Genomic DNA, 13,540 nt, shown 5'->3' with positions numbered 1-13,540 from the left:
GCCGCGTTGCTCCAAGAGGCGGTCCTGAAGGTCAAGGAGGGATCACAGAAGGACCGGTTCCTCCTCGACGTCGGGCTCGATGGCACGATCGGTGGCACGCTGGCGGTGAAACTGCGGCCGGTCAGTGGCGGGTTCGCTCTGGATGTTGGCTTCGACCCACGCGCCGGCGAACCGTTGCCGTCTGCTCGCCGGGTCCGCGAGGCCCTCGAACAGGGCAACCTCATCGAGATCTACTACGAGTCCGGCCACAAGTACTCCGGCGGCAAACTGTGGCAGCAGAACTTCACCCCGGCGCCGTTTCCGGACTGGGACTGGGCGGACTTCTCCAACATCGCCATCGAGCGGGAGAAGCCCGCGGGCAAGAAGGCGTCGCAGGACATCCATGACGCCATCGCGCGCAACGGGGACAACTCGCTCTTCGCCTGGGTGGCGCAGACGTACACGAACGGCTGGCTGATCTGCGATGACGGCTCGGGCGAAGCCGCCGACTTCTTCCACCTCAGCGACGACGACGTGCTCTCGATCATCCACGTAAAGGCCTCGAGCTCGGCTGCGCCCGGGCGCCGGGTGTCAGTAGGTGACTACGAGGTGGTGGTCAGCCAGGCAGAGAAGAACCTGGTCTACACGGACCGCGAGCAACTGGCGAAGCGACTGGCAAAGACCACGTTGCAGCGGCCGGCCTGCTGGGCGCAGGGTGAGCGCGTCGACACGCGGGACGAGTTCCTGGACATGCTGGCCGCGAGCAGGGCGACCGGCAGGACGGAGATCGTGATCGTGCAACCGCACCTCACCGAGCCCACCTACCGGCGCCTGGCCCGCGAGGAGAACGGGCCCTCGGAGAAGCTGGACCAACTGCGGTTACGGCTCCTCGAGATGCTGCTCCACGTGACGCGAGCGTCCTGTATCCGGTACGGGCTCGAACTGAAGGTCATCGGCAGCAGTCACTGAACGTGTCACGGCTAAGGTCGGAGGTCGTGGGAAGGGCGTGCGCCGCAGCACCGAGCTGCGGCAGGTGGCTCAGGCAATCCTGACCACTCACCAGCCGGCCGTGGCTCCCGGCCCGCCTTCGACGCCATCCACGAGGTGCGCCGCCAGTACTTCACCGGCACCGCGCCCGCGTCCACCATGGTCGAGGTCTCCAAGTTTGTGAACAAGGACTACCTCATCGAGATCAACGCGATCGGGGTGCTGCCGTGAGACTGGCTTCGGTGGCGTGCGACGGCGGGTGGCGGCTCGGCGCGGTGACCGGAGACGCGGTCGCGCTGCTGCCGCCATCGCTGGGCACACTGGACGACGTGCTACGCGCCGGCACGGTGCATGCGGTGCACGCGGTGCGCAAGACGCTGACCGGGGCGCCGCGCATGCCGTTGTCCGAGGCGCGGCTCGGGCCGCCGCTGCGCCGGTTCAACCGGGACATCCTGTGCACCGGCTGGAACTACTGGGATCATTTCGAGGAGTCGCGCGGCAAACGCGAGGGCCAGGACCCGGCGGAGGCACCGAAACACCCGACGTTCTTCACCAAGGGGCCGGACACGGTCATCGGGCCGGCCGACGACATCGCCTTTCGACGCGGCGATCTCCACGAAATGGGACTACGAGGCCGAGGTCGCGCTCGTCATCGGCCAGGACGTGCGGGACATCCCCGAGGAGCGGGCGTGGGAGCACGTGTACGGGTTCTGCGTGGCCAACGACGTCTGCGCAGTGGAACCTGCAACGTGCGCACGGCGGGCAATGGCTTACGGGCAAGAGCATCGACCGCACTATGCCGCTCGGACCGTGGATCACCACGGTCGACGAGGTGCCCGACCCGTACGATCTGCGCATCCAGTGCGAGGTGAACGGCCTAGTGCTGCAGGCCGGGCGATGGTCTCGCCGTGGCACGGAGCCGCCGGTGTCGCTGACCTGAGCGAACCCCGTGCAGCTGGCTTCTTGGGCGCTAACGATGAAGTCATGACGTTGCCCGCTTCGGTCGCGCCCATGCTCGCGAGGCTGGGTTGCGACTATCGCAGGACTCGGTGTTCGGGTGCTGTTGGCGCTCTGGAGGCCCAGATCAGGGCGGCGAGCCAGCCGATGAGCGTCCAGCCAGCGAGAAGTGTGAATACGAAGATGGGCTTGAGGTCTTGGGCGCCGCGTCGGTGGGCGAGGTGTATCGGGGCGAACCACACGGCGAGGGTGGTGGCCAGGCCGACGATGATGAGCAGTGCTAGGAGGGCGGCTCCGATCCCGCTGGCGAGCGCGAGCAGCACTACGGTCGCGATCACGACGGCGCACAGCCCGGCGAGAAGGTGGTACAGCTGTCGCCTGGTCACGTTGCTCCCTTGAGGATTGTGGGTGTTGGGCGTAGATCGAGATCGTGCCCTGGGTCGTTACATCCGCACGCCGCACTGGTGGGCAAGTAACCACCTTCTGCATCGCGGGCGGCAAGCCGAATGGACTAAAGCGATTGTCGCAGACCGTTGCGTTCGGCGGTCAATGTGCTGCGGGTCTCACTCATTGCGACGCAGGATCGCTGCCTCTCACAGGTGTCGCAGTGGTTTGAGCGGTTCCGTTACGTCTTCCTAATGTTATGTCAGTCACGGTGTTGAAACACGGGTTTCGTCACGGTTGTGTAACCGCTGAAACGATCGTGGGCTTGGCGCGTATAAGGTTCCGGGGCGCGGTTGAACGCGGGTCAGGCTCGGGGGCCTTGGCGTGAGTTCAGCCGTGTTCTTTGAATTATTTCCTTTGTTTTGGGCCGCCTATTGTGCGGTTTCTTTGTGCTGCCTTTTGAGGGGTTGGGAAATGATGCTCGGTTCGGTGACTCGGGTGTCCCGTTGGCTGGCCATTGTGGTGGCGCTGGTGGTCGCCGCCGGCTTGCTGGTGGTGTTGCCTTCCTCCTCGATCGCGGTGGCGGCCGCCAGTGGAGATATTCCCGCGCAGGAGTGGGGGTCGGCCGCGGGGCGTTCGCATGAGGCGCCGGCTGATGCGACGCGGGAGCCGGGTTCGGGCGGTCACAACGCCGAACCCGCCCCGGGGTTGCCGGCGGATGAGCGGTTTCGGTCACCGGGGTTGATCGAGGGATCGGTGGGGCGCACGACGGCGCAGGTCGGCGTGGCGCCGGCCGAGCCGCCGGTGCGTGGCTTCGATCCCGCGACGAGCCAGGAAGACGTGAGCAAGCGGTCGGGCGACCGGCAGGTGTTCCGCAACGCGGACGGCACGATGACGATGCGGAAGTACCAGAACCGCACGTTTTTCCAGAAGCCGGATGGTTCGTGGGACAAGATCGACACGACGCTGGTGCCGGACGGCGCGGACCTGCGTACCCGGGCGGATTCGAACGCGAAGCGGTTCGCGACCAGGGCGAACGATCCCGAGTTGGTGTCGGTCGATCTGGGTGCCGGGCGGAGCGTTGCCTACGGGCTGGCGCTGGCGACCTCGGCGGGTGCGCAGGTTGAGGGTGAGTCGGCGACCTATCCCAATGTCCGGCCGAACTCCGACCTGCTGCTGGAGGCGATCCCTTCCGGTGCGAAGGAGACGATCGTCCTCAAGTCCAAGGACGCCCCCACCACCTGGGACTTCCCGCTGCAGCTGTCCGGTCTGACCGCCAGCTTGGACGCCAACGGCGCGGTGCTGCTCACCGACGCGGCCGGTGTGGTGGAGGCGATCATCCCGCCCGGGTTCATGGAGGACTCGGCGATCAACCCGTTGTCCGGGGAAGGGGCCCGCTCCACCGGTGTCACCTACGCCCTGATCGGTGACCCGGCGCAGCCGGTGCTGCGGGTGAGCGTGGATGCGGCGTGGCTGAACGATCCGGCCCGGGTGTTCCCGGTGAAGGTCGACCCGACGGTGGTGAAGAACAGCAACGGCACGACCTACGTGCAGTCGCCCTACAACGCCGACTATTCGGGTGACCCGAACCTCAGCGTGGGCACCTACAACGGTGGGGCGAACAAGGCCGCGGCGTACCTGAAGTTCGATTCGGTGTCCTCGGAGTTGGCGGGCAACTACGTTCTGGGCGCGAAGCTGTGGATGTTTGAGACCTACGCCTACTCCTGCCAGGCCCGGCCGGTCACGATCCATCCGGTCACCGCGGGCTGGTCGGTCGGCGGCGCCAAGACCTACCCGGGGCCGGCGTTCGGCGCGGAGATCGCCAACGCCTCCTTCGCGCACGGCTACGACCCGGGCACTTGCGGCTCGTCGTGGGTCGGTATCGATTTGGGTAACGCCGGGCGGGATCTGGTGCACGGCTGGACGCACGGCGCGCCGAACAACGGTCTGACCGTGCGTGCGTCGGAGACCGACACCTTCGGCTGGAAGAAGTTCGCCTCCGCGGCCACGGTGAACGCGCCCTATCTCGAGGTCACGTTTACCGCCTACTGGGCTACCTACAACGTCGGTGCGATGGACCCGGTGGTCACGTCCTCGACCGACGGTGCGATGTCGGTGACGGTGACAAACGGGGGCCGGGATGTGTGGAGCCCGAACAACAACTACGCGCTCGGGTACCGGTTGTGGGACGCCAATGGCAACGAGTTGCCCGCGGAGCAGACCGCGTGGACGAAGATGCCGCACGATGTGGCGCCGGGGCAGTCGGTCACGCTGAACGCGAAGATCAAGTCGCTGCCGCCGGGCGCGTACACGTTGCGGTGGGACATGGACAACGTCGGTTTCGGGCGGTTCTCGTGGGAGAACGTGCCGATGTCGGCGCCGGTGAACTTCCAGATCGTGAACCAGACGCCGGTGATCGACTCGATGTCGCCGCCGAGTAACTACAACTCCACCACCCTCAACCCGACGCTGGCGATGACCGGGCACGACCGGGACGTCTACCCGGGCCAGGGCATCAACTACCACTTCAAGATCTGCGAGGTCGGCAACGACACCAACTGCAAGGACAGCGGGTGGATCGACTCCCCGGTGTGGTCGGTGCCGGCGAACTGGATGACGTGGTCGAAGAACTACGTCTGGCAGGGCCAGATCGGTGACCACCAGACGGAAAGCCCGTGGAGCGCCGGATCCTATCTGTCGACGCGGGTGCCGCAGCCGGCGATCACCAGCCACCTGTCCTCGGTCAACGGTGGGGGAGTGGACCCCGGGGTCGCGAACTTCACCACCCCGGTCACCGACGCCGCCGTGGCCGCGGTGGGGCCGGAGTTGTCGGTGGTGCGCACCTACAACAGCCTCGACCCGCGCAAGTCCGGCGCGTTCGGCGAGGGCTGGGCGACCCGCTGGGACACCCGCCTGGTGCCCGACACCGACGGCAGCGGCAACGTCGTGCTCACCTGGACCGACGGCCGCCAGTCCCGGTTCGGCAAGAACCCCGACGGCAGCTACGCCGCACCGTCCGGGCAGTTCGCCACCCTGCTCGCCGTGACCGGTGGCGGTTGGACGCTGCGCACCAAGGACGGCACGCGCTACGCCTTCGACGCCGGCGGGAAGCTGACCACGATCACCGACGCCGCCGGCCGCACCCAGGCCCTGGCCTACGACGGCGCGGGGAAGCTCGCGTCGGCGACCGACACCACGTCGGGCCGGTCACTGTCGTTCACCTGGACCGGCAACCACGTCACCACGGTCACCACACACCCGGACCCGCAGCTGAGCTGGACCTACAGCTACGACGGCGACCGGCTCACCCGGGTCTGTGACCCGACGCAGGCGTGCACCAGCTACGCCTCCACCACCGGCTCGCACTACCGCACGGTCACCATGGACGCCAACCCCCGCGGCTACTGGCGCCTGGCCGAAACCACCGGCACCACCGCGGTCAGCGACCAGCCCGGGTTCTCCGGCACCGCCGACGCCACCGCCACCAACGTGACCTGGGGCCAGGCCGGGCCGCTGGCCGGCAGCCCCACCACCGCCGCCGGGTTCAACGGCACGTCGAGTGTCGTGCGGCTGCCGGACAATCTGGTGCGCAACTCGCACTACATCGGCATCGAGCTGTGGTTCAAGACCACCAGCCCCGGGGTGCTGTTCTCCACCAGCAACGACCAGCCCGGCACCGCCAACCCCGGCGGGGCCATGCCGGTGCTGTACGTGGGCACCGACGGCAAGCTCTACGGGCATCTGTGGAACGGCAGCGTCAACGGCATCGTCACCCCGGCCGCGGTGAACAACGGCGCGTGGCACCACGTGGTGCTCTCCGGCGCCTACAACACCCAGACCCTCTACCTCGACGGTGCCGCGGTCGGCACGATGGCCGGGCAGCTGGCCAACATCGACCCCTACAACTTCGTCGGCGTGGGCGCGGTGTCCACCCGCGCGTGGCCGGCGAAACCGGCCGGGACGTGGAACTACTTCACCGGCACCATCGCCGAGGTCGCGCTCTACCACCAGCCCCTCGGTGCCACGACGGTGGCCGAGCACTACGCGGCGCGCGCGGCGAGCAACCAGCTGACCACGATCACCCGCCCCGGCGGCAGCGTCGCGGCCAACCTGGTCTACAACGCCGCCGCCGACCGGGTCGCCCAGTACACCGACACCAACGGCGGCACCACCAGCTACACCCTGCCCGCGGTGGAGGGTGACGGGTTCCGCTACGCCACCAGCGTCGTGGACTCGGACCCGCACGCCAACTGGCGGCTGGGTGAGACCAGCGGCACCACCGTGGGCGGTGACCCGACGCTGTCGCAGGCGACCTATGTCCGCGGTAGCGGGGGCGGCACCACCCCGGGGCCGTTCACCGGCAGCCAGAGCCAGTGGCTGGACGGCACCAGCAGCTACATCCGGCTGCCGGACCAGTCGGTGACCGGGACCAACCAGATCTCGGTCGAGCTGCTGTTCCGCACCACCACCACGGCCGGCGGCGTGCTGTTCTCCACCGGCAACGACGCACCGGGGGCGGCGAACCCGGGCGGAGCCATGCCCGTGCTCTACGTCGGCACCGACGGCAAGCTCTACGGCCACTTCTGGAACAGCTCCACCACCGGCATCGTCACCCCCGGCAAGGTCAACACCGGGGCCTGGCAGCACGTGGTGCTCACCGGCGACCACAACACCCAGACCCTCTACCTCAACGGCAACCCGGTCGGCACCCTGTCCGGCGAGATCAAGAACATCGACCCCTACGCCTTCGTCGGCGCCGGCGCGGTCAACACCATGACCTGGCCCGCCCGCCCCACGAACAACTGGGGCTACCTGCCCGGCGCGGTCAGCAACGTCGCCCTGTACTCGCGCAGCCTGCCCGCTAGCGAGGTCAGCGCCCACTACAGCGCCACGACCTCCAAGACCAGCTACCTCAACGCCGTGCGCGCCACCGGCCCCACCACCCTGTGGGGCCTGGAGGACGCCAACAACAGCCCGATCGCGGTCAACGACCCCGCCACCGTCACCGGCTCGGCCACCGCCACCACCCCGACCTCAAGCCCCGTGATGCGCGGCTCGACCGGGTTCGCGTTCAACGGCACCAGCTCCTACGTCCGCCTGCCCGACCGGCAGGCCCGCGGCCGCACCCGCCTCGCGATCGAGATGTGGTTCCAGACCACCAGCCCGGGCGTGCTGTACTCCACCAGCGCTAACGCTCTACCGGGTGTGGCGAACCCCTCGGGCACCATGCCGGTGCTCTACGTCGGGACCGACGGCAAGCTCTACGGGCACTTCTGGAACGGCAACGTCAACGGCATCACCACTTCGGCCGCGGTGAATGACGGTAAGTGGCACCACGTCGTGCTCTCCGGCGACGTCGACACCCAGCGCCTGTATCTGGACGGCAACCTCGCCGGCACCACCACCGGCGCGATCGACAACCTCGACCGCTACGAGCTGATCGGCGCCGGCGCGGTCAACGGCCAGAACTGGCCCGCCAAGCCCGCCGGCACGTGGAGCTACTTCACCGGCTCCATCGGCGAGGTCGCCTTCTACCACCGGCCGCTGGACTCGGCCAGCGTCAGCACCCACTACTCGGCGAAGGTCGCGGCCTACCAGATCCAGGCCACCGACCCCGCGGCCAAGGTCACCACCTACACCTACGACCCCACCCGCGGCGGCCGCCTGGTCACCACCACGACCCCCACCGGCGGCACCAAGGTGTGGGGCTACGACACCGGCGGATTCGTCAACCGCACCATCGACGAGAACGGGCACACCACCCGCTTCGCCAACGACGCCCGCGGCAACACGCTCTCCCGCACCGTCTGCCGGGCTGCGGGGCCGAGCGACTGCTACAGCTCCTACCGCTCCTACTACCTCAACACCGCCGATCCGCTGGATCCGCGCAACGACAGGGTCACCGAGGATCGGGACGCCCGCTCCGACTCCGCGACCGACAACCGCTACCTGACCAGCTACACCTACACGCCGACCGGGGCGGTCGCGACGGTCACCCAGCCGCCCACCAACGACGGCGCCACCCGCATCACCAGCACCGTCTACACCGACGGCACCGAAGCCGCCGTCGGCGGCGGCACCCAGCCACCCGGACTGGTCGAGAAGGTGACCAACCCCAAGGGCGGCACCAGCACCTACAGCTACCGCGCCAACGGTGACCTCGCCCAGGTCGCCGACTCGACCGGCCTGGTCACCAGCTACGGCTACGACGGCATCGGCCGCAAAACACTGCAGCAGATCGGCGCGACCGGCCAGACCGGCACCGACGACACCACCTACACCTACGACGGCAACTCCCGCCTCACCGTCCAAACCGAACCGGTCACCACCAACGCCGTCACCGGCGTCACGCACCAGCGGCGCACCACCTCGGTCTACAACCCCAACGGCACCCTCGCCTCGGTCACCGTGGACGACGTCACCGGCCACGACCCGGCCCGCACCACCAGCTACACCTACGACAACCACGCCCGCGTCGAAACCGTCACCGACCCCGCCGGCGGGGTCACCACCACCAACTACGACGCCTTCGGCGCCGTGATCCGAGCGGTAGACCCGGTGGGGGTGGAGTTCACCGCGACCTACACCGACGCCCGCCACCAGCTCGCCACCCGCACGGTGAAGGGCTTCACCGGCGACGGCGGCGCCGCCCGCGACGTGGTGCTCGAGTCCCGCGCCTACGACCCCGCCGGCCGCCTCGCCAGTACCACGGACGCGATGGGCCGCACCCGCGCCTACACCTACTACGACGACGACCTGCAGGCCACCGAGACCTTGCTCGGTTACACCGACCCCGCCACCAACCAAACCCGCGACGTCCAGCTCGCCCGCTACACCTACACCGGAGCCGGACAGGTCGCGGTGGCCACGAAGGCCGAGGGCCGCTACTCCACCACCACCGATTACGACCGCGCCGGTCTGGTGGTGGGCACCACCGACCGCGACGGCACCACCGTGCTGCGCTCCAGTGCGCTCGCACTGGACGCGCTGGGCAACCCGACGCGGGAGATCCACCGCAACGCCGACGGCAGCACCGTCGCCGACATCACCCACGGCTACGACACCTTCGGCCGCGAAACCGGCCGCGCCGTGGCCACCAGCCCCACCCAGGCGCTGACCACGTGGATCACCCTCGACCCGCGTGGCAACATCACCTCCACCGTCGACCCCCGCGGCACCGTCTCCGGCGGCAACCCGGCCGCCTACACCACCAGCACCACCTACGACGCCTACAACCGGCCCGTCACCACCACCACTCCGGCCGTGCCGGTCGAAACCAACGGGCAGCCGGCCTCCACCGTCGCCCCGGTTTCCACCACCGGCTACAACGCCTTCGGCGAAGTCGTCGACGTCCGTGATCCCAACGGCAACGTCACGCACACCGATTACGACTTGGCGGGGCGGGCCACGGCCACGACCCTGCCGCCGTACACGCCGCCGGGGGCGACCGAGCCGATCATCGCGACTCAGTCGATCGGTTACGACCTGGCCGGCCGGGTCACCTCGACCACCGATGGTCGCGGCAATACCACCACCTACGGCTACGACGAGCTGGGCAACCAGCGCCGCAAAACCGACCCGCCCGCTCTGTATGGGCAGGCCGGTGGCACCTGGATCGCTACGTTCGACCCGCTCGGCGAACAACTCATGGTCAGCGACCCCACCGGGGCGCAAACCTTCGCCACCTACGACAAGCTGGGCAACCAAATCACCAGCACCGTGGTCGAGCGCCAGCCGTCTCCCACGCGGAACCTGACTACGCGCTTCACCTACGACACCCTCGGCAGCCCGACATCGGTCACCACGCCCAGTGGTGTGACCACCAAGGCCACCTGGGACGACCTGGGTAACCAGCTCACCGCCGTGTCCGGTGCCGGGAAGACCACCACCAGCACCTACAACGGCGCCGGGCGCATCACCTCGGTCACCAACCCGCTGGGGGAGAAGACCACCACCAGCTACGACTGGGCCGGCCGCCTCACCAGCACCGCCGACCTCGACAGCGCGGGGACGGTGCTGCGCACCCACGGCTTCGGCTACGACAACGCCGGTAACCAGACCAGCTCCACCGACGCCCTGGGCAAAACCACCACCCAGACCTTCGACGCGGGCAACCGGCTCACCTCGGTCACCCGCCCGGTCTCGGCCACCGAGTCGATCACCGCCAGCTACGGCTACGACGCCGCCGGCAACATCACCCGCGCCACCGACGGCAACAACCACACCACGGTCTTCACCGTCACGCCGTGGAATCTGGCCGAATCCACCATCGAACCCGCCACCGCCCAGCAACCCAACGTCGCTGACCGCACCTACACCGCCAGCTACGACCGCAACGGGCAGATCGCCAGCCTGGCCAAGCCCGGCGGCGTGGTGATCACCAACAGCTACGACGCGCTCGGCAACATCACCAAGCAGACCGGCACCGGCGCCACCGTCGCGACCCCGGACCGCACCTTCACCTACACCGCCCGCGGTGACCTGCGCACGGTCTCCGCGCCGGGCGGCACCAACACCTACACCTACGACGACCGCGGCAACCTCATCTCCGCCACCGGCCCCTCCGGCGACTCCAGCGCCACCTACAACGACGACAACCGGCTCGCCACCGCCACCAGCACCGCCGGCCTCACCAGCTACGGCTACGACACCGCCGGACGCCTGGCCACCGCCGCCGACCCGCTCACCGGCGCGATCGCCAGCTACGGCTACGACAACGACGACCAGCTCACCAGCATCGGCTACGGCACCGGCAACGCCACCCGCGGCTTCACCTACGACCCGCTCGGTCGGCTCACCAGCGACACGGTGAAGGCACCTGGTGGCGCCGTGACCGCGTCGGTGAGCTACGGCTACGACCTCGAAGATCACCTCACCTCCAAGACCACCACCGGCACCGCCGGCGCGGCCGCAAACACCTACGGCTACGACGACGCCGGCCGCCTCACCTCCTGGACCACCGGTGGCACCACCACCGACTACGGCTGGGACGGCGCCGGCAACCTCACCCGCGACGGCCCCGACACCGCCACCTACAACGAACGCAACCAACTCCAAACCAAGGGCAACACCAGCTACACCTACACCGCCCGCGGCACCCTCAACACCCGCACCAACGGCGGCGTCACCACCGAGCTGACCTTCAACGCCTACGACGAACTCACCACCGACGGCACCACCACCAACACCTACGACGCCCTCAACCGACTCACCACCACCGGCACCACCACCCTCAGCTACGCCGGCACCGGCCAGAGCATCACCAACGACGGCACCACCAGCTACACCTACACCCCCAGCGGCGACCTCCTCGGCACCAAGCAAGGCGCCGCAGCGTCCCTGGCGCTGACCGACCTGCACACCGACCTGACCGCACTGATCAACCCAGCCACAGGCGCGGTCAGCGGATCACGCGCCTACAGCCCCTTCGGGAAGGTCACCAACACCGGCGGCACCCAAACCGCCCTCGGGTACCAGCACCAATACACCGACCCCACCAGCGGCAACACCAACATGGGCGCCCGTTGGTACGACCCCACCACGGGCGGCTTCACTTCCCGAGACACCGCAGGCCTCGACCCGCGCGACCAAAACAACGCCAACCGCTACACCTACGCCGCCAACAACCCCCTCACCAACACCGACCCCACCGGCCACGGTGTCTGCGATCTTCCGTGGGGTTGGACAGGCTGGGCCGAAGCGGGCCAATTCATCATTTGCAACATGATCCTCGCCCCGCGCGACATCATCGCTGGGGAATGCGAGTCCACGCTCAAGCGGTCGGACGGCTCGTGGTGCCCGGGCCGCGGGCCCAGGAACGGGGCGTACTTCTCCTATACCTCGACTTCGAGGCCGCAGCCCATCTACTCACCGAGCAATCGAGGCAAGAAGAACACCCCGTACAGCAAGACGACGTCCAAGGGTGGGAAGAAGAAACCAATCGGCGGAACCCCCGGTAAGCCCGGGCTCAGCCGGGACCAGGTCCGCCAGAAGCGAGTCGACGACGACGCCCGCCGACCGCACCCCCGCCCCCCGACGTCGCCCACCATCTCCGACTACATCCAAGACCTCATCGACGACGCCCTCAACGACCCCGGCATCGACCTCGGCCCACTCGACCCCAACTCCGTCAACGGCGGCGACGATCCCTATCAGCCAGATGCCATCGCGCCGGAGATCAACGCACCCCAGGGCGGGATGCGCATCGTCAACGGCGACGAAGACGACCTGACGACGGTGTATCGAGTCGAGGGGCCAGGCAACGCTAGACTCGACATCGGTCCCGACGGGAGCGTGGAAATCAAGGGGAATCAGATGTTGTTCCTCAATTTCGGAGATGAACGCCGAGCGCGAGAGTTCTTGAGGAAGCGGCAGCGGCAAGGGTTTATGGACACTGAAATCAAGACCTTCAAGGTCCCAACGAGTTATGTCGACCGGCTTCGATCTGAGGCTGTCCCTGAAGGCATGAGGCGCCAATTTCCGCTTAATCCTCTTGTGGTGGACATAAACCAGGGGTTCGACCAGTTCGGGCTCCGCCCACGTCATTTTGATGACCTGCGTGCGAATATTGTCCCGGGTAGTGGCGGTTACTACGATGTTAATTGACGACGAGATTCGACACCTTGAGGGCAAGCTCAGAGAGGGTGAACAACCTGGTCCTGGCGGGCTCGAAGAAGTTACCGCGGTGGGTTCCGGTGATGCCAGGGCTGTACTGAGCCGCGCCCGAGATGTCCTGAAAGTTGTCCTGGAGGTGATACGGACCGACCGTGTTGTCGAACTCGAGGAATGGCGCGAATTGCTCCCAAATTGGTTCGTCGAAAAATGTGCGAATGAACGGACGCTTGAAGAGGAGCAACAATGGCTTGTTTGGTGGCGGGGACTGCCCAGGGAGCAGCAAGCTCGCGCTGTGAATGAGCGCGAGTGGACGCTCGCTGATTGGCTGGAATGGTTCGAACCTGCCGAACGCCAATGGTTTTGGTGGGATGCCACGCTCACGTCTGAGGACGAGGTGAGCATTCACGTGGAGGTTGAAGGAGCCCCTGCGCCGCTGGGAGCTTTGGAGTGGTTGCTTCGATGTTCCGGAGCGAAAGTCATTCGCCGCTAAGCCTGTAATTCGTCTCTGATCGATGGTTGTTTGAAGGTTGAGTTCGGCCGCCTCCCTTCCCGTCGCCGGCAGCTTGCGAGTCGTGGCTGGTCGTGGTACACGATGAGTAAGGAGGAAGCCGGGAACGCG

Annotated in this window: 5 protein-coding genes and 1 pseudogene; 5 read left to right on the top strand and 1 reads right to left on the bottom strand. The window is 67.6% G+C overall.

What is annotated here, in order from left to right; translation table 11 throughout:
* The first annotated feature begins 6 nt into the window (after nt 1-6).
* The 3 genes and pseudogenes from AMYTH_RS0122210 (at nt 7) to AMYTH_RS51235 (ending at nt 1,906) form a co-directional block, all read left to right on the top strand.
* Nucleotides 7-948 carry a hypothetical protein gene (locus AMYTH_RS0122210; RefSeq protein ID WP_027932171.1) on the top strand — a complete coding sequence of 314 codons (942 nt, stop codon included), beginning with the start codon at nt 7-9 and terminating at the stop codon, nt 946-948.
* 413 nt (nt 949-1,361) lie between these two features.
* Nucleotides 1,362-1,692 (top strand): annotated as a pseudogene (locus AMYTH_RS51240) (fumarylacetoacetate hydrolase family protein); the annotation flags it as partial.
* Nucleotides 1,693-1,708: 16 nt separating this feature from the next.
* Nucleotides 1,709-1,906, top strand: coding sequence for a fumarylacetoacetate hydrolase family protein (locus tag AMYTH_RS51235; protein WP_410468336.1), 198 nt, complete (start codon nt 1,709-1,711; stop codon nt 1,904-1,906).
* Nucleotides 1,907-2,000: 94 nt separating this feature from the next.
* Here the strand turns inward: AMYTH_RS51235 and AMYTH_RS45435 are convergent, their stop codons facing one another.
* Complete coding sequence (locus AMYTH_RS45435) at nt 2,001-2,309, bottom strand: superinfection immunity protein (RefSeq protein WP_037322635.1); 309 nt, start codon at nt 2,307-2,309, stop codon at nt 2,001-2,003.
* Between the two features lie 472 nt (nt 2,310-2,781).
* Here AMYTH_RS45435 and AMYTH_RS50925 point away from each other — a divergent pair, with 472 nt between their 5' ends.
* Together AMYTH_RS50925 and AMYTH_RS48970 are read left to right on the top strand one after the other, a co-directional pair.
* Nucleotides 2,782-12,912, top strand: a complete 10,131-nt coding sequence (locus AMYTH_RS50925; RefSeq protein ID WP_267283897.1) for a LamG-like jellyroll fold domain-containing protein — start codon at nt 2,782-2,784, stop codon at nt 12,910-12,912.
* Nucleotides 12,902-13,411 (top strand): hypothetical protein, encoded by a 510-nt coding sequence (locus AMYTH_RS48970; protein WP_157360638.1) that lies wholly within the window; start codon nt 12,902-12,904, stop codon nt 13,409-13,411. Before AMYTH_RS50925 ends, AMYTH_RS48970 begins: the two co-directional genes overlap by 11 nt.
* Nucleotides 13,412-13,540: the final 129 nt, after the last annotated feature.

This window comes from Amycolatopsis thermoflava N1165 (genome assembly GCF_000473265.1).
Lineage (GTDB): Bacteria > Actinomycetota > Actinomycetes > Mycobacteriales > Pseudonocardiaceae > Amycolatopsis_E > Amycolatopsis_E thermoflava.
Note: the sequence above shows the minus strand (reverse complement) of the source record. Positions and strands in the feature narration are given on the sequence as shown.

What these genes read in the sequence shown, in the direction of transcription:
- AMYTH_RS48970 (WP_157360638.1), top strand. Translation starts at nt 12,902, where the DNA reads ATGTTAATTGACGACGAGATTCGACACCTTGAGGGCAAGCTCAGAGAG.
- AMYTH_RS50925 (WP_267283897.1), top strand. Translation starts at nt 2,782, where the DNA reads ATGATGCTCGGTTCGGTGACTCGGGTGTCCCGTTGGCTGGCCATTGTG.